The sequence below is a fragment of the Bradyrhizobium frederickii genome, assembly GCF_004570865.1.
In the GTDB taxonomy this organism is placed as follows: Bacteria; Pseudomonadota; Alphaproteobacteria; order Rhizobiales; family Xanthobacteraceae; genus Bradyrhizobium; species Bradyrhizobium frederickii.
In genome coordinates, this window is sequence record NZ_SPQS01000019.1 from 120701 (window position 1) to 142131 (window position 21431).

The window sequence follows — 21431 nt, forward strand, 5'->3', positions numbered from 1 at the left end:
AAATCAGCGGGAGGCGCACAATTGCAGGCTCGTCATGCCGCAATGCGTGCGCCTCTCGCGGACACGAGGGGCGGACGCGAGGGGATTACTTCTTGTCGGCGGCGGCCGGGGCGGCGGGCGCGGCGCTGCCGGCCTTCGCTTCCTTCTTGCACTCGCGACGGAATTTCTTGCGCTCCTTGCCCTTCAGCCCCTTGGCGTCCGCCTGCTTGGAGCATTCGATCGACTCGGCCGTGCGCTCCTTCGTTGTCTTGGTAGCCGCGGCGTCGGTCTTCGCATCGCTCTTGGCGGCCGGCGCGGCGGTCTGCGCGAAGGCGGTGCCGGTGACGAGCAGGGAGGCGAGGGCGACGGCGGCGAGGCGAGAGGCGAGGGTCATGGCGTTGCACTCATCTTGCGAGATTGCGAGGGTTGCGAACGTCGGCTCGCCTTGCTGAACGCGACATGAATAATCCGAGCAAGGCGCTCACTATATTTTGGCAGCAAGCGCCGTCGTGTTCTTGTCGCAGATGGCCGGCACGCTAGGATAGCAATTGTTATTTCACTGCCCCATCGGGGGAAGTTCAACGAGGAGACCCAGGGATGACCATCCAATCGAAATTGCTGTGCGCGATTGCTCTGTCGGGATTTGCTGCGCTCACGCTGTCGGCGCCGGCGCAGGCGCTGACCGCGCAGGAGTGCAGCGCGAAATACCAGGCGGCCAAGAAGGACGGCTCGCTCGGCACCATGAAGTGGAATGACTTCCGCAAGGCCCAGTGCGGCGCGGATGCGACGCCGGCCGCTGCGCCGGCCGCGGCTGCGCCCGCCGCTCCCGCGGCTCCCGCCGAGCCGAAGCAGGCGAAGAAGGAGGCGGCCCCTGCCGCCGCGCCGACCTTGCCGGCCGGTCCCGCCATCTATCCGAACGCGGTCGATCCGAAATATGCCAAGGAGACCCCCGGCAAGGCGCGCCTGCACACCTGCGTCGACCAGTACAATGCCAACAAGACCACCAACGGCAATGGCGGCTTGAAGTGGATCCAGAAGGGCGGCGGCTATTACAGCGAATGCACCAAGAAGCTGAAGGGCGCCGCCTGAGCCTGGAGGTGATGCCGAGGCCGGGGCGACGCTCCGGCCTCGTCGTCTAAAGCGCGATGAGATGAGGAAGAATCGTCATCGCGCTTTAGGTTATTGTTTGAGCATGATCTTTTCGGAAAACCGCTGCGCACTTTTCCGGATCATGCTTTAGTCCAGCAGTTTCTCGGCCGATTTCGCCACGAGCTGCGACCGCTTGCGCGGGCTGCGCTCGACGAACAAGAGGCTCTGGCCGAAGATGAAGCAGTAGAACAGGAAAGCCTGCGCCTCGGCTTCCTCGGCCGCAAGCCCGGTGGCGCGATAGAGTTCAGTGACGTGCTTGAGTCGCGCGGCGTCGACGCCGGCCACCGCCGCCGCGGCGTTCTCGTCCGAGCGGGCCCATTGCCGGATCGCGAGTTCGATCGCCATGGCTTCCGGATTGAGCCGCTCCGAATAGAGCTGGATCACGGCCCTCAGCCGCTCGCGGGGCGTCTGACCATCGAGGCGGGTCTGCTGCCCGATCGACGCCGCGCGCCCCTCGCGCCAGCGTTGCAGCATGGCATCGAGCAGTGCCGCGCGGTCGGCGAAGCGACGGTAGAAGCCGCCCTTGGTGACCCCGAGATTCTTGGCGAGCACCTCGACCCTGACACCCTCGACCCCCGCGCGGGCGAGCTCGGCAAGCCCCGCCTCGACCCAGACATCGCCCTTGCCGTCGCTCATGAAGGAAGCCTCTCGGGTCTTTGATACGGTGCCGTATTGCTACCCCCTCGCGCCCTTGATACGCTACCGTATCAGATTCAGAGACTCAAAAAGCAAAAAAGCGGTCACGCAGCTGGTGCGATGACATCGCCGCCGCGACGCTCTATATGACCAGTAACAATTCCCGGTCCCGAACCGTATTCGGGAAGATGGAACCGAACGGGACGAGATATGGCTGGATCTGGAAATAGGGGCCTTGTGCCGACGCGGCGCGCGGCGCTGACGCTGATCGGAGCGGGCGCCCTCGCGGCAGGCCGCATCACCCCGGCACTGGCAGCCGCCGGTGACGACGAGGTGCTGACCGAGGCCAAGGTGCTGCGCGACCCCGACACGCCCGTCGCCGGCAATCCCAATGGCAACATCACCATCGTCGAATGGTCCGATTACAACTGCCCCTATTGCCGCAAGCTCGAGCCCGAGCTGCGCCAGGTGGTCCAGGACGACGGCAAGGTGCGGCTGGTGCTGAAGGACTGGCCGATCCTTGGGCCGGTCTCGGTCACGGCGGCGCGGTCCGCGCTCGCCGCGAAATTCCAGGACAAGTATCACCAGGCCCATGACGCTCTGATCGGCGTCAGCTCGCGCCTGACCGAGCCGCGCATCAACGAGCTGCTGGCGTCGGCCGGCGTCGACATGGACCGGCTGAAACGCGATCTTGCCGGCCGTGGCAGCGACATCGATGCGCTGCTCAAGCGCAACAATGATCAGGCTGAAGCCTTCGGCTTCCGCGGCACCCCGTCCTTCATCGTCGGCAAGTACCGCGTGCCGGGCGTGCTCAGCATGGCCGAGTTCGAGCAGGTCATCGCCGATGCCCGCAAGGCCAAGATGAACTGACGCGCAGCGTTGATCGCAGCCAACACAAAGGCGCCGCCGTGGCGTTCACGACGGCGCCCTGTTCATGATGCTGCGTTACTTCGACGAGATCCGGACCCAGTCCTTGTGCGCGCGATCGCGCAGCGCATCCCAATCCGCCTTGGCGACGTCCCAGTTCACGATGGTGCGATTGGTGACCGCGACCTGGCCATTGGCGACGGAGGACGTCTGCATGGAATCATAGACATAGACGCCGCCCGCGAGCAGCAGCGCGCCCAAAATCATTCCGAAAAAAGTCTGCATGGCGAACCTCCGGTGACGGGCGATAACGTCGGCCCGGTCAGATGGTTCCCCGGCACTGCGGCGCGGATAAGGAGAGGTCGTTCATCCCGCATTCAGCCACTGCACCAGCTCCGCGTTGATCTCGCGCGGATAGGTGTGGCTGAGATCGCCGATCTCGCGATAGGTGACGTCAGCGCCGGCGGCTGCGAGCGCCGCTTGCGTCTGGCGCGCGGTCTGCACCGGAAACATCCAGTCGAGCTTGCCGTGAGTGATGAAGATCGGCAGCCCCTGCAGGCGCGTGGCGTTCGCCATCTCCGCCATCAGCGGATGGAAGGTTGCGGACACCGGCGCCAGATGGGTGAAGGGCGAGGCACCGTCGAGCCCGCTCACGTAACAGAAGGTGCCGCCGTCGCTCATGCCGGTCAGCAGCATGCGCGAAGCGTCGACGGCCCAGCGGCTGCGCACGGTCTCCAGGATACGCATGAGATTGGGCGTGTCGGCATCATCCCCCATCAGCGCCCAGGTCGGGCCGGTCGCGGTCGGCGCTACCAGGATGGCACCGAGGCTGCGGGCGTCGCGCAGCCAGCTCCACAGGAAGCCGCGTCCGTTGCCGCTGCCGCCATGCAGCGCCATCACCAGCGGCATGGCCCGACCTCGCGTGTAATATTCGGGCACGTAGACCGAGAAGCCGCCGCGGCTGCCGGGTTCGTTGTGATCGTGGAAGATGCCGGTATCTTCGCCTGCGCGGGCTTCGAGCCGAGACAGCATGTCCGCATTGTCGCGATTGGCGGCGTTGAGGAAGAAGTTGCTCACCGGCGGAAACTGCATCGCCAGCGGATAAAGCGCCTCCTGCGCGCGCGGCAGGTGGCGCAACGCGCGGAACACCGCGACGAGATCGCCGTTGCCGCGCTCGACCTCACGGATGCCGGCAAAGGCGGCGAGCGTCTCGTCGCAGGCCGTATCGAGCCGAACGCGCAGGCCGGCGAACTGGTCCGGCCAATCTCCGGTCGTAGCCCGTGCCGTCCGCAGCACCTCGTCCGGTGCGCCGACCGCGTTCATCACGGACGCAAAGGCCGGCGGATGCAGATGCCGGGCGAAGAACCCGAGCGCCTCCAGCGCATTGAGCAGCGGCGGCAGCACGGCCACGATGTCGTCGATCACGGCCTCGCTCATCGCGGCTTCCTTCAGCGGATAGTCAATGCAGCTTCGGCGCCTTCAGCAGCTTGAAGCGGTCGGTCGAGGCCACCGTGACATCGAAGGTGACGCCTTCGTGGTGCACGGTGAGCGGCACGTCGACGCCGGCGGCGCCGAGCGCCCACATCTTCTTGTAGAACGCGGTCTGGCTGGTGACCTTGTCGCCGTCGACGGCGAGGATGACGTCGCCGGCCTTGAGCTCGGCGCGCGCGGCCGGACCGTTGGCGGAGATTCCGATCACCACCACGCGATTGTCGATCTCGGTCGAGTAGAGCCCGAGCCAGGGCCGCGCCGGCTTGTTGACGCGGCCGAACTTGCGCAAGTCCTCCAGGATCGGCTTCAACAGGTCGATCGGGACGATCATGTTGACGTGCTCGGCCTTGCCGCCGCGTTCACGCTCCAGCTGAAGCGAGCCGATGCCGATCAACTCGCCGCGCTCGTTGAGTAGTGCGGTGCCGCCCCAGTTCGGATGCGCGGGATAGGTGAAGATGGCTTCATCCAGCAGATATTCCCAATAGCCGGCGAATTCCTGCTTGGCCACGATCTGGCTCGCGACCGAGCGCGTGCGGCCGCCGGCGCCGCCGACCACGACGCGGTCGCCGATCCGGGTGTCTGCCGAGTTGCCTAGCGCCAGGGGCTCGACGTCAAGCTCACCGAGCGCCTGCACCAGGCCGAAGCCGGTCTCGGCATCGAAGCCGAGCGCATGACCCTCGACCACGCGTCCGTCCGCGCGGTGCAGCCACACCGATTCCGCCTCGGTGATGAGATAGCCGATTGTGAGCACCAGCCCGTCGTCGATCACGACGCCGTTGCCGGCGCGTTCGGTGCCCAGCGTCTCGGCGCTGAAGGCGTCCGGCGGGATGATGGCGTGCAGGCCGACGATGGATCCGAGTGCGCGGTCGAGGTCGAATCCGTAGTCGCTCGCACGCGGCTGATTGGCCGGCGGCACTCTCCATTCGGTCAGGGTGGACATGGAGTTTCTCCTGGCTGAGAACATCGCTGCCGTGCTGGCGGAACGACGTACGATGCATGGACAATTTAGGCCGGGAGAGGCCGTCTTGAAAGCCTCGTTCCCAACTATTCGCGAGAGCGCCGCGTGAAATCTTCGAAAGGCACATAGGCACCTCGTGCGCCGGCGGCGGGCACCCCCTCAATCCGGCATGCGCCGCATGGCTGGTGTCCGGCGCGGCGCTAGGCGCCGTGCAATGAAGCTGCTAACCATTGCCGCTTCGTTTGACCAAGGGATCACGGATCGAAGCATGGATAACCGCAGCGACATCTGGCGTGGCGTCGACACGATCAAGGCGCGTTTCATCGACCTCAGCGACAGGGTCTGGGGCATGCCCGAGGTGTGCTACACCGAGGCGCGGTCCGCCGCCGAGCATCTCGCCGAGCTGCGTCATCAGGGTTTCCGCGTCACCGAGAACGTCGCCGGCATTCCGACCGCGGTGATGGGCGAGTGGGGCGAGGGCGGTCCCGTCATCGCCTTCATGGGAGAATATGACGCGCTGCCCGGCCTCAGCCAGGAAGCGGGCGTCGCCGAACATCGTCCGGTCGAAGCCGGCGGGCACGGCCATGGCTGTGGTCACAACCTGCTCGGTTCCGCCGCGCTGCTCGCCGCGACCGCGGTGAAGGACTGGCTCGCCGAGAACAAGGTGCCCGGTCGCGTGCGTTATTATGGCTGCCCGGCTGAAGAAGGCGGCGCGGCCAAGGCGTTCATGGTGCGCTCCGGCGCGTTCGAGGACGCCGACATCGCCATCACCTGGCATCCGCACAGCTTCTGGGAGGTCGCGGTGACGCCGTCGCTCGCCAACACGCGCGCGGACTTCATCTTCACCGGCCGGACCTCGCATGCCGCGGCCTCGCCGCATCTCGGCCGTTCCGCGCTCGACGCGGTGGAATTGATGAATGTCGGCGTGAACTACATGCGCGAGCACATGCCGAGCGACGCGCGCGTGCACTACGCGCTGCTCGATACCGGCGGCATCGCACCGAACGTGGTGCAGGCCCACGCGCGGGTGCGCTATTCGATCCGCGCCCGTGATCTGCCCGGCATGAACGAGCTGGTCGAGCGCGTGTCCAAGATCGCGCAAGGCGCGGCGCTGATGACGGAAACCAAGGTGGAGATGAAGATCATCTCCGCAGTCTCCAACATCCTGCCGAACGCGCCGCTGGAGCAGGCGCTGCACCGGGTCATGGAAGAGCTCGGACCGCCGCATTTCGACGATGCTGACAAGAGCTTTGCCGGCCAGATCCGCGCGACGCTGAGCGACAAGGACATTGCGTCGGTCTATTACGCGATCGGCATGGAGCCGACCGATCGGCCGCTGGCCGACTTCCTGGTGCCGCTCGATGCCAAGCGCAATCCGCTGGTCGGTTCGACCGACGTCGGCGACGTCAGCTGGGTGGTGCCGACCGTGCAGGTTCACGCACCCACGGTTGCGATCGGCACGCCGTTCCACACCTGGCAGGTGGTGGCGCAGGGCAAGAGCCCGCATGCCCACAAGGCCATGGTGCAGGCGGCCAAGGCGATGGCCGGTCTCGGCATCAAGGCGCTGACGGATCCGGAACTGATCAAGGCGGCCAAGGCCGACCTGAAGAAGCGGACGGCGAGAACACCGTATGTCTGTCCGCTGCCGGATCACGTCGAGCCGCCGCTCGACATGTCCATCGCGTAAAATTTTGCCTCGATACTTCGTCTGATCGGACGAACAAATTTTCCGCAGTGCAGCGAGCAATCCAGCGTGTTTTGATGCTGGATTGCCGCACGGATGGGCTGCGGAACGCAGTTTTGCCCAACAGACAGCCAGAAGACCGTTTGCATACACACGGTCCCAGTTGACGCGCCCCCCATTCGGTGTGCCATCTACTGCCAGCTATTTGGGCGGCCGCCTCTGTCGGCCGTCTTCATCACGATGGGAACCAGACGGGGGACAACCATGCTGGATAAAGAACTGCGTTCGATGATCGGGCAGGTGAAGGACGGACGGATGGATCGCCGCGCCTTCATCAAGCGCATGGCCGCGGTCGGTCTCACCGCCCCTCTGGCCAATCAGATCCTCGCGCTCGGCGGCGTCGCCATGGCCGAGGGCGCCTCGACCTACAAGCCGACCAAGCGCGGCGGCGGCGGTGCGCTGAAGCTGTTGTGGTGGCAGGGACCGACCTTGCTCAATCCGCATTTCGCCACCGGCACCAAGGACCAGGACGGCTCGCGCCTGTTCTACGAACCGCTCGCCTGCTGGGATCCGGACGGCAACATGAAGCTGGTGCTGGCGGCGGAGATCCCGTCGATCCAGAACGGCCTGCTCGCCGCCGACGGCAAGTCGGTGACGTGGAAGCTGAAGCCCGGCGTGAAATGGCATGACGGCAAGCCGTTCACGGCCGATGACGTGGTGTTCAACTGGGAATACGCCAAGGACCCGGCGACCTCCGCGATCACCGTCGGCGTTCATCGCGACATCGTCGTCGAAAAGATCGACGATCTCACCGTGCGCATCAATTTCCCCAAGCCGACACCGTTCTGGGCCGAGGCTTTCGTCGGTGCTCCGAACTGCATCATCCCCAAGCATCTCTTTGCCGAGTACAAGGGCAGCAAATCCCGAGAGGCGCCGAACAATCTGGCGCCGGTCGGCACCGGCCCCTACAAGTTCGTCGAGTTCAAGCCGGGCGATCTCGTCCGCGGGGTGCTCAATCCCGACTACCACATGCCCAACCGCCCCTATTTCGACACCCTCGAGATGAAGGGCGGCGGCGATGCCGTCTCAGCGGCGCGCGCGGTGATCCAGACCGGCGAATATGACTTCGGATACAACATCCAGGTGGAAGACGACGTCCTGCTGCGGCTCGAGAAGGGCGGCAAGGGCAAGGCGATCTACGCCGTCGGCGGCGACACCGAATTCATCGCGCTGAACTCGACCGATCCCAACACCGAGGTCGACGGTGAACGCTCGTCGATCAAGACCAAGCATCCGCTGTTCTCCGACCCCGCCGTGCGCAAGGCGCTGTCGCTGCTGGTCGACCGCGAGTCCGTCAAGAAGGCGATCTACGGCCGCGCCGGCCGCACGACGGCCAACTTTCTCAATGGCCCCGAAAAGTTCGTGTCCAAGAACACGAGCTGGGAATTCAGCATCGAAAAGGCCAGCAAGATTCTGGGTGACGCCGGCTGGAAGCCGGGCGCGGACGGCATCCGCGAGAAGGACGGCAAGAAGCTGAAGCTGCTCTACCAGACCTCGATCAACGGACCGCGCCAGAAGACCCAGGCCATCGTCAAGCAGGCCTGCCAGAAGGCGGGCATCGAAGTCGAACTGAAATCGGTGGTCGCCACCGTGTTCTTCTCATCCGACGTCGGCAATCCCGATACCTATCCGAAGTTCTACGCCGATATGCAGATGTTCCAGATCCCGATGAGTCAGCCGGATCCCTCGCAGCACATGCGCCGCTACGTTTCGGCGAACGTGGCGACCAAGGAGAACAAATGGCAGGGCCAGAATTTCCCGCGTTACGTCAACAAGGAGTATGACCAGACCATCGAGGCCGCGGAAGGCGAGATGGATCCGGTCAAGCGTGCCTCGCTCTACATCAAGGCCAATGATCTGCTGATCCGCGACACGGTGTTCATCCCGGTGCAGCACCGCCTCAAGGTGGAAGCTGCGGCCAATAATCTGCGTTGCATCATCAGCGGCTGGGCCAACGAAACCGACAACCTGTTCGATTGGTACCGGGAGGAATGATCGCGCAGACATAGACGGGATTTTCCCCATGAGTCAGTATGTCCTGCGTCGCCTGTTGATCGCCGTTCCGAGCCTGCTGGGCATTTCGCTGGTGCTATTCGTGGTGCTGGCGCTTGCCCCGGGCGATCCCTTTTCGGAGCTGACGACCAATCCGAACGTGCCGCCGGAAGTGGCCGCGTCGCTTCGGGCCAAATTCGGTCTCGATGATCCGATCTATCTCCGTTACCTGCACTGGCTCAGCGCCATGCTGCACGGCGACTGGGGTTTTTCCTTCGTCAGCCGGATGGACGTCGACCAGCTGATCCTCCAGCGCCTGCCGGCCACGCTCTACGTGATCGGCTCGGCGCAGCTCCTGGCACTGCTGATCGCGATTCCCGTCGGCGTCTACGCCGCGACGAAGCCCTATTCGCTGTTCGATCAGGTCGCGAACACGCTCGCCTTCGTCGGTTTCTCGCTTCCGACCTTCTTCACCGGCATTCTGTTCATCCTGATCTTCTCGATCACGCTGGACTGGCTGCCGTTCGTCTATACCACCGACATCAAGGCGACCGGGATCCGCTGGGTGCTGGAAATGATCCGCCAGGCGATCATGCCGGTGGCGGTGCTCGGCCTGTTCCAGGCTGCGTCCATGACGCGCTTCGTGCGCTCGGCGATGCTCGACGTGATCCGTCTTGATTATGTCACCACGGCGCGCGCCAAGGGCCTCGGCCAGGCCAAGGTCATCGTCAAGCACGTGATGCGCAACGCCATGATCCCGGTCGTGACGCTGATCGCCTTGCAGATGCCGGCGGTGTTCGGCGGCGCGATCGTCACCGAGCAGATCTTCCGTATCCCCGGCATCGGCTCGCTGCTGATCTCTTCCATTCTTTCCAACGACACGCCGGTGGTGATGGCCGTCACCTTCGTCTTCGCGTGCCTCGTCGTGCTGTTCAACCTCATCGCGGACGTGCTTTATGGCTGGCTTGACCCTCGCATCTCCTTCCGCTGAGCGGCGCGTCTACTCGCCCTGGCGCGAGACGTGGCGGCGCTATAGCCGGCACAAGCTCGCGGTGGTGAGTGCGGGCCTGCTCCTCATTCTGATCCTGGCAGTGGTGCTCGGCCCCTTCGTCTGGCGCGTCAAGATCGACGACATCGATATCGTTGCGGGCATGCAGGGGCCCTCGCTGGCCCATCCCTTCGGCACCGACGATCTGGGGCAGGACATCCTGGCCCGCATGATCTATGGCGGGCGCATCTCGCTGGCGGTCGGTCTCGCCGCCATGCTGGTCTCGGTCCTGGTCGGCGTGCTGATCGGCGCGCTCGCCGGCATGTCGCGTGGTGCGCTCGGTCACGGCCTGATGTGGCTGACCGACCTGTTCCTGTCGCTGCCGCAACTACCGTTGCTGCTGCTGCTGATCTATCTGTTCCGCGACGGGCTGAAGCAGACGTTCGGACCCGAGGGCGGCATCTTCATCCTGATCGTGCTCGTGATCGGAGGCCTGCGCTGGATGCCGGTGGCGCGGCTCGTGCGCGCGCAGTTCCTGTCGATCCGCGAGAAGGAGTTCGTCGAGGCTGCACGCGCGCTCGGCGCCAGCCCGGTGCGGCAGGTGGTGCGGCACATCCTGCCCAATGCGCTCGGCCCCGTGATCATCGCCGGCACCATCGACGTCGCCGCCGCGATCATCGCGGAATCGACCCTATCCTTCCTCGGCCTCGGCTTCCCGCCGGACACCCCGACCTGGGGCCGGCTGCTCTACGACGCCAAGGACTTTCTCGACATCGGCCCGCACTGGGCGCTGTTTCCGGGCGGCGCGATCTTCATCGCGGTGGTCGCCATCAACTTCATCGGCGACGGTCTGCGTGACGCGCTCGATGCGCGACGGGTGATCTGATGGCGCCGCTGCTCGAGATCAAGGGCCTGAAAACCCATTTCTCCACCGACGACGGCATCCTGCAGGCCGTCGACGGCGTCGATATCTCCATCAACCGCGGCGAGACGCTCTGCGTCGTCGGCGAGTCCGGCTGCGGCAAGACCGTCACCGCGATGTCGATCCTGAAGCTGATCGCGATGCCGCCGGGGCGGATCGCGGCAGGCCAGATCATCTTCGAGGGCCGCGATCTGGTGCCGCTGACCAGCAATCAGCTCGACGAGATCAGGGCCAAGGAGATCGGCTTCATCTTCCAGGAGCCGATGACCTCGCTCAACCCGGTGCTCACCGTCGGCGAGCAGATCGCGGAGAGCCTGCGCCGGCATGAAGCGCTAACCAGGAAGCAGGCGCTCGAGCGCACCATCGAGATGCTGAAGCTGGTGCAGATCCCGAACGCGGAGGGCCGCGTGCACAATTATCCGCATCAGTTCTCGGGCGGCATGCGCCAGCGCGTGATGATCGCAATGGCGCTCGCCTGCAAGCCGAAGCTGATCATCGCCGACGAGCCCACCACGGCGCTCGACGTCACCATCCAGGCCCAGATCCTCGATCTGCTCCAGGACATGAAGGAACGTTTCGGCATGGCGGTGATGCTGATCACCCATGCCATGGGCGTCGTCGCCGAAACCGCGCAGCGCGTCGTCGTGATGTATGCCGGCAAGGTGGTCGAGGAAGCTCCCGTAGACGATCTGTTCGGCGATCCCCGCCATCCCTATACCCAGGGCCTGATCCGCTCGATTCCGCGCATCGACCTCGACAGCGAGCACAAGACGCGGCTGGAGGCGATCGGCGGCTCGGTGCCGATCCTGATCAATCCGCCGGTCGGCTGCCGCTTCGCGCCGCGCTGCAAGTTCGCCATGAATGTCTGTACCGAGAAGGAGCCGCTGCTGCGCGAGATCGCGCCCGGCCATCGCATGGCCTGTCACTTGGGAGATATGAGCGTGGGAGCTGCGTCATGAGCGAACCCTTGCTCCGCGTCAGCGGCCTGAAGAAACATTTCCCCGTGCTCGGCGGCCTGTTGTCGCGCCAGGTCGGCACCGTCTATGCGGTCGACGGCGTGTCGTTCTCGGTCAACCGCGGCGAGACGCTCGGTCTCGTCGGCGAATCCGGTTGCGGCAAGTCGACCACGGGACGCTGCGTGCTGCGCCTGATCGAGCCGACCGACGGCGAGGTCACCTTCGACGGCCAGGACGTGCGTCAGCTCAGCGGCAATGATCTGCGCGCGATGCGGCGCAACATGCAGCTGGTGTTCCAGGACCCGTTCGCCTCGCTCAATCCGCGCATGACGGTCGGTGCGATTCTCGGCGAGGCGCTGATCATCCACAAGCTCGGATCCTCGGCAAAGGAGCGCGAGGAGCGCGTCGCCAGCCTGCTGGTCAAGGTGGGGCTCAAGGCCGAGCACATGCGGCGCTATCCGCACGAATTCTCCGGCGGCCAGCGCCAGCGCATCGTGATCGCGCGGGCGCTCGCGGTCGAGCCGAAGCTGATCGTCTGCGACGAGCCGGTATCGGCGCTCGACGTGTCGATCCAGGCCCAGGTGATCAATCTGCTGGAAGACCTCCAGGCTGAGCTGAACCTCACCTATCTCTTCGTCGCGCACGACCTCTCGGTGGTCGAACACATCTCCGACCGCGTCGCGGTGATGTATCTCGGACGCATCGTGGAGCTGGCGAAGGCGAGCGATCTCTACCGCAATCCGCAGCATCCCTACACCAGGGCGCTGTTGTCGGCGGTGCCGGTGCCCGATCCCAAGCTGAAGCGGGAGCGCATCCGGCTCAAGGGCGACGTGCCGAGCCCGATGAAGCCGCCGTCGGGCTGCCACTTCCACACCCGCTGCCCGATCGCCCAACCGCGTTGCGCGGAGAGCGCGCCGGTGCTGAAGGAGGGGGCGGGCGGGCACTTCGTGGCGTGCCATCTGGCCTGAAGGTGCCGCGCGAGGAGGATTTTACGCCGGCGCTCAGCGGGGCGGGCCGTTCGTCGTCCGCAGTGAATGGATGAAATCGACCACCGCCAGGATCACCACGCTAACCACAATGACGATGAGCGGAATGGCCTTGATCCAAACCACCAGAAACCCAAGAAATGTCATCATAAGCGCGAGGCCGATGAGTCCGGTGATCAGATTGGTCATCGCACTTTCCTTTTCTCCGCGTAGGGAGCCGAGTTCGTCCCGGCGCTTGGGACGTTGCGCCGAGCGCTGCCACGAGTGCGCCCGTATTCTTGACGAGCCAGCACGCCGTGCGCAAGAGGCGGGCATCGTTGCCGCGGCGGCCGACGAGCTGGACGCCCAGCGGAAGGCCGGCTTCCGAACGCATCAATGGCAGGCTGATGGCGGGTACGCCGAGATAGGTCCAGAGCGTGCAGAAAACCGGGTTGCCGGTCGTTTCAATGCCGGGCGCCGCACCCGGCGCCGCAGGCGTCAGGACGGCGTCGTATTCGTCGAAAATGTGGTCCAGAGCCTGGTTGAGCGGCGCAATCCCGGCCAGAGCGCTGCAATAATCCACCGCGAGATGCGTGCGGCCGCGCTCGATCGCCTGGCGTAGAGGCGTGCTCAGCTTGTCGCCGCCTCGCTGGTAGTCGCGCCGCAGATTGTGCGCCATATCAACTTCCATGATGATACGGTGCATATCGACGGCTCTATCGAAGCTCGGCCCAAGCTCGACTTCGCTGCACGCCTCGCCCAAAGCCTCGACGAGCTCAGCAAAGGCCTCACGGGTCACCGGCTCGGCCTGATCCCAGACCGGAGAGCGCACGAAGGCAAATCGCGGCGGCAACGGCGGCTCGCTCGCCGCTACCGCAGAGAATGGCGGGCGCGCAACAGGCCGCGTGTCCAAATCCTCCCGGTCGAAGTCGACCATGACCTCGGACAGCAGGGCCACGTCCTCCACGCTGCGCCCGAACACGCCGACATGGTCGAGTGTGCGCGACAATTCGAGCGCGCCGCTGCGCGGAATGAGGCCATGCGAGGGCTTGAAACCGACCACGCCGCAGAAGGCGGCAGGACGGATCACCGAGCCGTTGGTCTGCGAGCCGACAGCACCTGGCACCATCAGCGCCGCGACGGCCGCGGCGGAGCCGGAGGACGATCCGCCGGGTGTGCGATCCGCGTCGTGCGGATTTCGGGTCTTGCCGGGATTGTAGTACGCGTACTCGGTGGTCACCGTCTTGCCGAGGATCACGGCGCCGGCCGCCCGCAGACGCGCCACGGCCGCCGCATCGCGCCGCGGCGTGCGTCCGGCCCACAGCTCTGATCCGAATTCCGTCGGCATGTCGCCGGTGTCGAAGATGTCCTTGATGCCCACGGGCACGCCATGCAGCGGGCCTACAGCCTGGCCCTGCTTGCGACGATCGTCAGCAGCCTCGGCCTGCCGCATCGCGTGGTCGCGATCGAGAAACGCCCATGCCTGGATATCGCGATCGACCTCATCGATGCGCTTGAGGCAGTCGCCGACGAGCTCCGCCGAACTGAGTTGGCCGTCGCGGATGCCGGCCGCAGCCTCCATGAGGCCGAGCGCGCTGAGACTCATGCGCGGCCTTTCGGCGGTTTGCCGGGCGCGCTCATCGCGATCCATAGAGATAGGCGGGCAACCACAATGCGATCCCCGGGAAGATGTAGACCAGTGCCATGGTGAGGAAGACCAGGCCAACGAAGGGAAGCGCGCCGGAGAAGATGTCGGTCAGCTTCACCTGAGGCGGCGCCACGCCCTTCAGATAGAAGGCCGCCATCGCGACCGGCGGCGTATTGAACGCCGTCTGCGTGTTCAGTGCCACCAGGATGCCGAAGAAGATCGGATCGATGCCGTATTGCGGCAGCAGCGGCAGGAAGATCGGCACGAAGATGATGATGATCTCGGTCCATTCCAGCGGCCAGCCGAGCAGGAAGATGATCACCTGGGTCAACAGCAGGAAGCCGATAGGCGACAGGTTCAGCGCGGCGAAGAACTGCTCGACCACGGTCTGTCCGCCGAGGACGGCAAACACCGCGGAGAACGTCCACGACCCGATGAACAGGTAACAGACCATCGCGGTGGCACGCACGGTCAGATAGACCGATTCGCGCATCATCGTGAAGTTGAGCGAACGATAGGCGGCGGCCAGAACGATGCTCATGAGGGCGCCCACCGCGGCCGCCTCGGATGGCGTCGCCAGGCCGAACAGGATCGCGCCGAGCACCGAAACGATCAGTAGCGCCAGCGGCAGGAACGATGTGGCGAGCGCCCAGATTACCGTGCTGAGCGGCACGTTGGTCTGCTCGGGCGGCAGCTTCGGCGCCAACGCAGGATTGATGATCGCGCGCGCCATGGCATAGAGGACGTAGAGCCCAGCCAGCAGGAACCCCGGCAAGAACGCGGCCGCATAAAGCTTGACCGCCGAAACGCCGGCGGTCGCCGCATAGACGATCAGGAGAATGCTCGGCGGAATCAGGATGCCGAGGCAGCCGCCGGCGCAGACGACGCCTGCCGACAGCTTGACGTCGTAACCGGCGCGCAGCATCGCCGGCAAGGCCAGCAGGCCCATCAGCGTGACAACCGCGCCGACGATGCCGGTCGCGGTCGCGAACATCGCGCAGGTGATCAGCGTTGCCACCGCCAGCGCGCCCGGCACGTTCTTCATCGACAATTGCAGCGAGTAGAACAGGCGGTCGAGAATGTTTGCGCGCTCGATCAGATAGCCCATGAACAGGAACAGCGGAACCGCAACCAGCACATCGCTGGATGTGACCTCGAACGTCTTCTGCACCAGAAGCGTGAAGATGCGGTTCTGGAAGAAGTCCTGACCGGGGGTGTAGTAGGCATAATAGCCGAACGAGACGCCCATCGCCATCAGCGTGAACGCGATCGGGAAGCCGAGCATGATGATGAAGATGAATAGGCCCAGCATCAGCATGCCGAGTTGAGGATCGGTCATGCGCCTGGTCCCTTCCCACCCTGCGGCTCAGCCGCGTGCTGCTGATGTTCGCGGATGACGAGGCTCTCGGTCTCTTCCACGTCGTGCAAGCGTTGCGGCCATCGGCCGGTGCGGATGCACAGCACACAGCGAATGACCTCAGCGACCCCTTGCAGAAACAGAAGGAAACCGGTGAGAGGGATCAGCGCCTTCAGCGGAAACACCGGCACGCCGGCCGGACTGAAGATGCTGACTTCGCGGAAGCGGACCGACATCTGGGCGTAGTTCCAGCCCGAATACATCAGCGCGGCGATCGCCGGCAGGAAGAACAGGATATACAGGACGAGGTCCATCGTCGCCTGGGTGCGCGGCGACCAGAGGCGGTAGACCACGTCGGCACGCACATGGCCGTTGCGCGAGAGGGTATACGCGCCGGCCATCAGGAACATCGCGCCATAGGTGATGTAGCTGATGTCGAAAGCCCAGGTGGTCGGCGCACGCAGCACGTAGCGCACGAATACCTCGTAACTGACGCCCAGTGTAAGGACGAGAATCAGCCAGGCGAACGCCTTGCCGACCCACGTGCTGAGCGCGTCGATGAAGAACAGGAATTTCGTCATGCGAGCTGAACTCGCTGCGCGCAGTACATCCGGACGTCCCCCTCCCAACTCGCGGGCGGCGCTTCAATGCGCCGCCCCTCACGATACGGCTTCACGCGATGCGCCGCGACAGCCGTCACACCTTGAGCACGCCCGGGAAGTGATGCTCGAAGGCGCCGCGGTAGTCGGTCGCGTTGTTCATGTTGTAGTAAACCACGCGGCGCACCCATTCCTTCTGCGAGTCCATCACCTTCTTCATGAACGGATCCGAGCCGAGCTGGGCGATTAGACCGTCCCACGCCTTGATCTGCGCGTCGAACACCGACTTCGGCGTCCGCTGGACGTTGACCTTGTCCTTGTTGATCAGCTCCTGCAGGTCCTTCGAATAATAGTCCATGGCCTTCCATTCGTTGGCGGAGGACACGGCTTCGGCGGCGTATTGCAGGATCGCCTGCTGTTCCTTCGGCAACGCGTTGAATTTGGTCCGGTTGAACATGATCTCGAAATATTCCGTCGCCTGATGGTGGCTGCCCATCATATAGTTCTTGGCGACATCCTGTGCGCCGAAGCGCCGGTCCGAGGTCGGATTGTTGAACTCGAACCCGTCGATCACGCCGCGCTCCATCGCAGGCACGATCTCGCCGCCGGGGAGCTGAGCGACGGATGCACCCATCGCCTGGAAGAGATCGGCGGCAAGGCCCACCGTGCGATACTTCAAGCCCTTGAGATCCGCGTCGCTGGTGATGGGCTTCTTGAACCAGCCGAGCGGCTGGGTCGGCATCGGCATGGCGAAGAAGCTCTTGATGTTGACGTTCATGATCTTGGTCTGGAGCTCCTCAAACAGCTCCTTGCCGCCGCCGTTGTGGATCCAGCCGAGGCCTTCGTTGGCGTTGAAGCCGAACACGGGACCTGTCCCGAACAGCGATGCTGCCTTGTGTTTGCCGTACCAGTAGACCGTCACCGTGTGTGCTGCGTCGATCTGGCCGCCATGAACGCCGTCGAACACCTGGAACGGATGCACGACCGAGCCGCCGACCAGATAGTCTATGCGGAGCCGGCCCCCGGCCATCTCGTTGACTCGCTTCACATAGTCTTCGGCCATCTCGTTGAAGACATCGGCCTTGCCCCACGAGCCCTGCATCTTCAGGGTCGCCGTTTGCGCGCGGCTGACTTGCGGCATGGCGATGGTGGCAGCGCCGGCCGCGCCGGCGGTCAGCAAGAATTTGCGACGAGTGGTTCTGGTCTTTTCAGACTTTGCAGTCATGGACATCCTCCCTGGCGGCCTGGTTCTTCGAACGCGTTTCGGTGCGCTTCGCTTTTAACCGCTGGGGGCATGCCGCATTCCAGCGACTTTGATCACAGTCTGGACGCATTGTCGGCATCCGACAAGCTGCGCGATGTCGCATTTTGGATGTCGGCGAGCTTTTGGTTTGCAGAAGCCGCACAATCGTCGCGTGTCGCAGCGCAGCAAATATGCAGACGTTCTCACAGACTTGGGAAAGCTGCGTGCACCGCCGAAGAGAAGCTGGCAGCGCGGTAGGCGGGACGGAAGGGTTGGCTGACTAGATTAGGGCTGCGATGCGCGCCGTCGGGCCAGCTGGTGCAGCACCGTGTCGATGGCCGGCACCGCTCCGGTCTCGCGCAGCCATGTGTCGGCCAATTCCCTCAATTCGCCCGGCGTCAGGCCGAACTTGCGGCGGAATGCGCGGATGAAGGTGGAATCGCTGCTGAAGCGCATGTCGACGGCGAGCTCGATCAGACGACCGTCCTGCGCGGATGGCGATAGCAATCGCCGAAACGCGAGATTGAGCCGCTGCTCCCGCACATAATGCGCAAGCCCGCCCTCGGCCTCGAACAGCCGGTAGAGGGTCGCGCGCGAGATATGGAAATGGCGGCAGAGCTCTTCGGCGGCGAGCGCATCGGTTTCGAGATTGTTCGCGATGTGGCGCTTGATCATCGTGATGTAAAGATGGCGCTCGGCGCGTTCGAGGCCCGCGACGATTTCGGCCGTCCCGCCGGCCGCGGCCGCCACGAGGTCGGCGATCGCCTCGACCGTGGCCTCGGCATGGCCGATCCCGGTTTCCGCTCCGGGCTCGGACGGCAGGCCAAGCGCGGCATAGTGGCTCGCAAGCAGGCGGGCATGAGGGTGGTCCGACGGCAACAGGGTTGCCGTCGCCGCATCCGGATATGCGAGCCGCGGCGCCAGCATCGCGCGCTGCAGGACGATCGTCCTCAGATGGGTGCGGCCGCCGCCGGCGCGCAGCGCGGTCCGGTTCGGTTGCGCCATGTCGATGAGAACGATGTCGCCGGGCCGCAGCGTGACCTCGCGCCGGCCCGAGCTGAACTGCATCTCGCCCTCGACGCAGAGGGTGATCTGAAAATGATCCATGACGCCGCGGGCGACGTGCGCGGGCGTGCGGTCATAGTCCTGGTCGGAGGCCCGCGTGTCGATCAGCAAGGCGTTGCGGGTCATCCATGTCACCGTGGTGACATGGAAATCGTTCTCCGCGGTACGCGGGACGACCTCGCAGATGTCGGCCGTCATGGCCCGCAGCCGCGCGAGGGCCTCCGGACCGCGCCCGGGAATGTCGGCCGCCATGCTCCCGGTCAAGGCTGTGTCGTCCACATCCCCTCACGATGCGGAAAGACCGCACGCAATTGATTTCCCGAGATCGGCGGCAAGCCGATCTCGGCTCTGCATGTAGCCATTCGGAAATCAGTGCGCAAGCAAGAGCGAGTCGGATCGCGCTGGTGGAGTCATGCAACGCATGCGAGATCCGCATGGATTTTGTCTCGCTGAGACACCGGGCACATCGTCCGGCCTGCCATCCTGTTAGAGACTCTCCCGTTGCTGGAATGCGAGCGCGTCATGCGGGGGCGCGCCGTCGGAATGGCTCGGCGGAATCGGCCTTACACCCTACGGCGCGATGCAGTTGACGACGCTCGACCTCCCTGGCTATGCCGAGCAAGTCGTCTCCGGCTCGTCGGCATTCGCCTTGAGCTACGCCGCGAAAAGCGTGACCGACAGCCGCAGCGAGCTCGGCCTGCGTACCGACAGGTCCTTTGCGATGCAGGGCGGTGCGTTGGTCCTGCGCGGCCGCGTCGCCTGGGCGCATGATTTCACCCCCGATCGCTCGGCCGCCGCAACCTTTCAGGCGTTGCCGCTCGCAAGCTTCGTCGTCAACGGCGCAGCGCAGGCGCGCGACGCCGCGCTCGCCACGGCTTCGGTCGAGATGAGATGGACGAACGGCTGGTCGACGGCGGCCACCTTCGAAGGCGAGTTCTCCAGCGTTACCCGCAGCTACGCCGGCAAGGGTAGCGTTCGCTACGGCTGGTGAGCGCCGTCATCCCTCCAGCGTGAAGCCGACGCGCAGCGTCACCTGGTAGTGGCGCACGGCTCCGTTCTCGATGTGGCCGCGGGTCTGCACCACCTCGAACCATTTCATCTCGCGAATGGTCTTCGACGCGCGGCCGATCGCATTCTTGATCGCGTCCTCGATCGAGGTTTCGGACGAGCCGACGAGGTCCAGGATCTTGTAGACGTGGTCTTTCTCATCTGCAGGCATGATGGCCTCCCTCGGTTGCGCTGCGGCACGCGCGGTCGCGTTGTGCTCCCATGTGAACGAGCGCCAGGCGGTCCAGTTCCGCCCTGCGCCATGGCTTGCATGCGCCGGCCGAGGTGGAGCAGCCGGCGTCCGCCTGCTAAGCGCTAGCCATGGATTCGGCGCGCCGCGACAGGACGATCGGCTCTCTCTGCCTCGGCGTGACGGCGTTCGGCTGGGCTTTGAACTGGCCGCTGATGAAGCTGCTGCTGCAGCAATGGCCACCCCTGTTCGCGCGCGGGCTTGCGGGCGTCTGCGCCTCGCTGATTCTCGGTACTCTGGTGCTGAGCCGGAAGGAGTCGTTTGCCGTCCCGCGCGAGGCCATCCCACGGCTGGCGTTCGCGACCTTCACCAATGTCTTTGCCTGGATGGGGCTCGGCACGGTCGCAATGAAATATGTGACGGTGAGCGAGGGCGCTCTGCTCGCCTACACGATGCCGATCTGGGCGATGCTGTTCGCCTGGCCGGTGCTGCATACGCGGCCAACCGCAAGGGATATTTTCGGGCTGGTCCTTGGCGTTGCCGGCGTCACGCTGCTCCTGAGCGGTAGTGGTTTTGCGTTCAGCGCCGACAAGCTGGTTGGAATTGCCCTTGCAATGCTCTGCGCCATCCTGTTCGCGCTCGGCAACGTGCTCAACCGCAAGCCCTTGCCGATGCCGCCCTTGGTCGTCGTCGCCTGGCAGGTCGGGCTCGGTTGCGCCACGATGCTGGTTCTCGGCGTCGCGTTCGAGCGTCCCGACGTCACCGCGATCACCCCGCTGGGGCTCGGCTGCTTCGTCTACATGACATTGGTGCCGATGGGCGTCTGCTACGTCACCTGGTTCGAGACGCTGCGCCGGCTGCCACCGACGACGGCCTCGACCGGCATGCTGATCGTGCCCGTGATCGGCGTGGTCTCCGCCGCCATCATTCTCGGCGAGCCGCTGGGCTATCGCGAATGGACAGCAATGGCGCTCACGCTCGGCGGCGTGACGCTTGCCTTGCAGCGGGGATGAGGCGAGACCTCGCCCCCCTTACGGATCCAGCTCCGTATCCCAGTAGAGATAGTCCAGCCAGCTGTCGTGCAGATAGTTCGGCGGAAACAGGCGGCCGTTGCGGTGCAGCTGATGCACGGTGGGCGCGAACGCGTTCTGGCGCGGAAACATCCTGGCTTGCGCCGGCGTCAGGTTGCCCTTGCGTAAGTTGCAGGGCGAGCATGCCGCGACCACGTTCTCCCAGGTGGTCTGGCCGCCTTTGCTGCGCGGGATGATGTGATCGAAGGTGAGGTCCTCGGGCGAGCCGCAATATTGGCAGGCGAAACGATCGCGCAGGAAGACGTTGAAACGGGTGAAGGCCGGATGGGTGGTCGGCTTGACGAAGGATTTGAGCGAGACGACGCTCGGCAGCTGCATTTGCAGCGTGGGACTGTGGACCGCCTGATCGTAGTGAGCGACGATGTTGACGCGGTCGAGAAACACCGCCTTGATCGCGTCCTGCCACGACCAAAGAGACAGCGGGTAGTAGCTCAGCGGCCGGAAGTCCGCATTCAGCACCAACACCGGCCAACTGCCTTGCGAGACATGTGCGTTCAAGTAACGCTCCCGGCCTCCAATATACGCTGCGAAGCAGCATGTGTTG

At 64.7% G+C, this 21431-nt stretch carries 21 protein-coding genes and 1 pseudogene; 10 read left to right on the forward strand and 12 right to left on the reverse strand.

The window, feature by feature from the left end:
* Positions 1 to 85: 85 nt before the first annotated feature.
* Entirely contained in the window at positions 86 to 373 is a 288-nt protein-coding gene (locus E4K64_RS28595; protein ID WP_135166461.1) for a PsiF family protein, read from the reverse strand.
* Positions 374 to 576: 203 nt separating this feature from the next.
* Here E4K64_RS28595 and E4K64_RS28600 point away from each other — a divergent pair, with 203 nt between their 5' ends.
* Positions 577 to 1068 (forward strand): hypothetical protein, encoded by a 492-nt coding sequence (locus E4K64_RS28600; RefSeq protein WP_135166462.1) that lies wholly within the window; start codon positions 577 to 579, stop codon positions 1066 to 1068.
* 147 nt (positions 1069 to 1215) lie between these two features.
* On the opposite strand, the gene E4K64_RS28605 is transcribed toward E4K64_RS28600, so the two are convergent.
* Positions 1216 to 1764 (reverse strand): TetR/AcrR family transcriptional regulator, encoded by a 549-nt coding sequence (locus E4K64_RS28605; RefSeq protein ID WP_135166463.1) that lies wholly within the window; start codon positions 1762 to 1764, stop codon positions 1216 to 1218.
* Between the two features lie 210 nt (positions 1765 to 1974).
* Between E4K64_RS28605 and E4K64_RS28610 the strand changes: the two genes are divergently transcribed.
* Positions 1975 to 2634: a DsbA family protein gene (locus E4K64_RS28610; protein WP_135166464.1), complete on the forward strand. Its 660-nt coding sequence runs from the start codon at positions 1975 to 1977 to the stop codon at positions 2632 to 2634.
* A 75-nt stretch (positions 2635 to 2709) separates the two neighbouring features.
* Here E4K64_RS28610 and E4K64_RS28615 read toward each other — a convergent pair whose 3' ends face one another.
* The 3 genes from E4K64_RS28615 to E4K64_RS28625 form a co-directional block, all read right to left on the reverse strand.
* Entirely contained in the window at positions 2710 to 2916 is a 207-nt protein-coding gene (locus E4K64_RS28615) for a hypothetical protein (RefSeq protein ID WP_126259341.1), read from the reverse strand.
* An 81-nt stretch (positions 2917 to 2997) separates the two neighbouring features.
* Positions 2998 to 4068, reverse strand: coding sequence for a dienelactone hydrolase family protein (locus tag E4K64_RS28620; protein ID WP_135166465.1), 1071 nt, complete (start codon positions 4066 to 4068; stop codon positions 2998 to 3000).
* 22 nt (positions 4069 to 4090) lie between these two features.
* Positions 4091 to 5062: a S1C family serine protease gene (locus tag E4K64_RS28625; RefSeq protein WP_135166466.1), complete on the reverse strand. Its 972-nt coding sequence runs from the start codon at positions 5060 to 5062 to the stop codon at positions 4091 to 4093.
* A 286-nt stretch (positions 5063 to 5348) separates the two neighbouring features.
* Here E4K64_RS28625 and E4K64_RS28630 point away from each other — a divergent pair, with 286 nt between their 5' ends.
* From E4K64_RS28630 to E4K64_RS28655, 6 genes are all read left to right on the forward strand, one after another.
* Positions 5349 to 6767, forward strand: coding sequence for a M20 family metallopeptidase (locus tag E4K64_RS28630; RefSeq protein WP_167772311.1), 1419 nt, complete (start codon positions 5349 to 5351; stop codon positions 6765 to 6767).
* 261 nt (positions 6768 to 7028) lie between these two features.
* Positions 7029 to 8819, forward strand: a complete 1791-nt coding sequence (locus tag E4K64_RS28635) for a peptide ABC transporter substrate-binding protein (protein ID WP_135166468.1) — start codon at positions 7029 to 7031, stop codon at positions 8817 to 8819.
* A gap of 28 nt (positions 8820 to 8847) precedes the next feature.
* Positions 8848 to 9807 (forward strand): ABC transporter permease, encoded by a 960-nt coding sequence (locus tag E4K64_RS28640; RefSeq protein ID WP_135166469.1) that lies wholly within the window; start codon positions 8848 to 8850, stop codon positions 9805 to 9807.
* Entirely contained in the window at positions 9773 to 10690 is a 918-nt protein-coding gene (locus tag E4K64_RS28645) for an ABC transporter permease (protein ID WP_135166470.1), read from the forward strand. The genes E4K64_RS28640 and E4K64_RS28645 overlap by 35 nt, the downstream gene beginning before the upstream one ends.
* Positions 10690 to 11685, forward strand: a complete 996-nt coding sequence (locus E4K64_RS28650) for an ABC transporter ATP-binding protein (RefSeq protein WP_135166471.1) — start codon at positions 10690 to 10692, stop codon at positions 11683 to 11685. Before E4K64_RS28645 ends, E4K64_RS28650 begins: the two co-directional genes overlap by 1 nt.
* Complete coding sequence (locus E4K64_RS28655; RefSeq protein ID WP_135166472.1) at positions 11682 to 12650, forward strand: ABC transporter ATP-binding protein; 969 nt, start codon at positions 11682 to 11684, stop codon at positions 12648 to 12650. The genes E4K64_RS28650 and E4K64_RS28655 overlap by 4 nt, the downstream gene beginning before the upstream one ends.
* Positions 12651 to 12750: 100 nt before the next feature.
* Here E4K64_RS28655 and E4K64_RS28660 read toward each other — a convergent pair whose 3' ends face one another.
* The 5 genes from E4K64_RS28660 to E4K64_RS28680 all read right to left on the reverse strand — a co-directional run bounded on the left by E4K64_RS28660 (position 12751) and on the right by E4K64_RS28680 (position 18823).
* Positions 12751 to 14253 carry an amidase gene (locus tag E4K64_RS28660; protein ID WP_135166473.1) on the reverse strand — a complete coding sequence of 501 codons (1503 nt, stop codon included), beginning with the start codon at positions 14251 to 14253 and terminating at the stop codon, positions 12751 to 12753.
* A gap of 31 nt (positions 14254 to 14284) precedes the next feature.
* Positions 14285 to 15634: a TRAP transporter large permease gene (locus tag E4K64_RS28665; protein ID WP_135166474.1), complete on the reverse strand. Its 1350-nt coding sequence runs from the start codon at positions 15632 to 15634 to the stop codon at positions 14285 to 14287.
* Positions 15631 to 16233, reverse strand: coding sequence for a TRAP transporter small permease subunit (locus tag E4K64_RS28670; protein ID WP_135166475.1), 603 nt, complete (start codon positions 16231 to 16233; stop codon positions 15631 to 15633). The genes E4K64_RS28665 and E4K64_RS28670 overlap by 4 nt, the downstream gene beginning before the upstream one ends.
* Positions 16234 to 16348: 115 nt before the next feature.
* Positions 16349 to 17476, reverse strand: a complete 1128-nt coding sequence (locus E4K64_RS28675; RefSeq protein WP_057029011.1) for a TRAP transporter substrate-binding protein — start codon at positions 17474 to 17476, stop codon at positions 16349 to 16351.
* A 303-nt stretch (positions 17477 to 17779) separates the two neighbouring features.
* Positions 17780 to 18823, reverse strand: a complete 1044-nt coding sequence (locus E4K64_RS28680; protein ID WP_135166476.1) for a helix-turn-helix domain-containing protein — start codon at positions 18821 to 18823, stop codon at positions 17780 to 17782.
* Between the two features lie 280 nt (positions 18824 to 19103).
* Here E4K64_RS28680 and E4K64_RS28685 point away from each other — a divergent pair.
* A pseudogene (locus tag E4K64_RS28685) lies at positions 19104 to 19550 on the forward strand (autotransporter outer membrane beta-barrel domain-containing protein); the annotation flags it as partial.
* Positions 19551 to 19556: 6 nt separating this feature from the next.
* Here E4K64_RS28685 and E4K64_RS28690 read toward each other — a convergent pair.
* Positions 19557 to 19778 (reverse strand): dodecin, encoded by a 222-nt coding sequence (locus tag E4K64_RS28690; RefSeq protein WP_126259356.1) that lies wholly within the window; start codon positions 19776 to 19778, stop codon positions 19557 to 19559.
* A gap of 149 nt (positions 19779 to 19927) precedes the next feature.
* Between E4K64_RS28690 and E4K64_RS28695 the strand changes: the two genes are divergently transcribed.
* A complete protein-coding gene (locus tag E4K64_RS28695; RefSeq protein WP_135166477.1) occupies positions 19928 to 20809 on the forward strand; it encodes a DMT family transporter in 882 nt (293 codons plus the stop codon).
* Positions 20810 to 20827: 18 nt separating this feature from the next.
* On the opposite strand, the gene E4K64_RS28700 is transcribed toward E4K64_RS28695, so the two are convergent.
* Positions 20828 to 21385, reverse strand: a complete 558-nt coding sequence (locus E4K64_RS28700; RefSeq protein WP_061880676.1) for an HNH endonuclease — start codon at positions 21383 to 21385, stop codon at positions 20828 to 20830.
* Positions 21386 to 21431 lie beyond the last annotated feature (46 nt).

Coding starts and splice junctions, on each gene's coding strand:
- E4K64_RS28650 (WP_135166471.1), top strand. CDS start 10,690: ATGGCGCCGCTGCTCGAGATCAAGGGCCTGAAAACCCATTTCTCCACC.
- E4K64_RS28675 (WP_057029011.1), bottom strand. CDS start 17,476: ATGACTGCAAAGTCTGAAAAGACCAGAACCACTCGTCGCAAATTCTTG.
- E4K64_RS28660 (WP_135166473.1), bottom strand. CDS start 14,253: ATGAGTCTCAGCGCGCTCGGCCTCATGGAGGCTGCGGCCGGCATCCGC.
- E4K64_RS28595 (WP_135166461.1), bottom strand. CDS start 373: ATGACCCTCGCCTCTCGCCTCGCCGCCGTCGCCCTCGCCTCCCTGCTC.
- E4K64_RS28630 (WP_167772311.1), top strand. CDS start 5,349: ATGGATAACCGCAGCGACATCTGGCGTGGCGTCGACACGATCAAGGCG.
- E4K64_RS28645 (WP_135166470.1), top strand. CDS start 9,773: ATGGCTGGCTTGACCCTCGCATCTCCTTCCGCTGAGCGGCGCGTCTAC.
- E4K64_RS28620 (WP_135166465.1), bottom strand. CDS start 4,068: ATGAGCGAGGCCGTGATCGACGACATCGTGGCCGTGCTGCCGCCGCTG.
- E4K64_RS28695 (WP_135166477.1), top strand. CDS start 19,928: ATGGATTCGGCGCGCCGCGACAGGACGATCGGCTCTCTCTGCCTCGGC.
- E4K64_RS28670 (WP_135166475.1), bottom strand. CDS start 16,233: ATGACGAAATTCCTGTTCTTCATCGACGCGCTCAGCACGTGGGTCGGC.
- E4K64_RS28605 (WP_135166463.1), bottom strand. CDS start 1,764: ATGAGCGACGGCAAGGGCGATGTCTGGGTCGAGGCGGGGCTTGCCGAG.
- E4K64_RS28610 (WP_135166464.1), top strand. CDS start 1,975: ATGGCTGGATCTGGAAATAGGGGCCTTGTGCCGACGCGGCGCGCGGCG.
- E4K64_RS28625 (WP_135166466.1), bottom strand. CDS start 5,062: ATGTCCACCCTGACCGAATGGAGAGTGCCGCCGGCCAATCAGCCGCGT.
- E4K64_RS28655 (WP_135166472.1), top strand. CDS start 11,682: ATGAGCGAACCCTTGCTCCGCGTCAGCGGCCTGAAGAAACATTTCCCC.
- E4K64_RS28690 (WP_126259356.1), bottom strand. CDS start 19,778: ATGCCTGCAGATGAGAAAGACCACGTCTACAAGATCCTGGACCTCGTC.
- E4K64_RS28615 (WP_126259341.1), bottom strand. CDS start 2,916: ATGCAGACTTTTTTCGGAATGATTTTGGGCGCGCTGCTGCTCGCGGGC.
- E4K64_RS28665 (WP_135166474.1), bottom strand. CDS start 15,634: ATGACCGATCCTCAACTCGGCATGCTGATGCTGGGCCTATTCATCTTC.
- E4K64_RS28600 (WP_135166462.1), top strand. CDS start 577: ATGACCATCCAATCGAAATTGCTGTGCGCGATTGCTCTGTCGGGATTT.
- E4K64_RS28640 (WP_135166469.1), top strand. CDS start 8,848: ATGAGTCAGTATGTCCTGCGTCGCCTGTTGATCGCCGTTCCGAGCCTG.
- E4K64_RS28635 (WP_135166468.1), top strand. CDS start 7,029: ATGCTGGATAAAGAACTGCGTTCGATGATCGGGCAGGTGAAGGACGGA.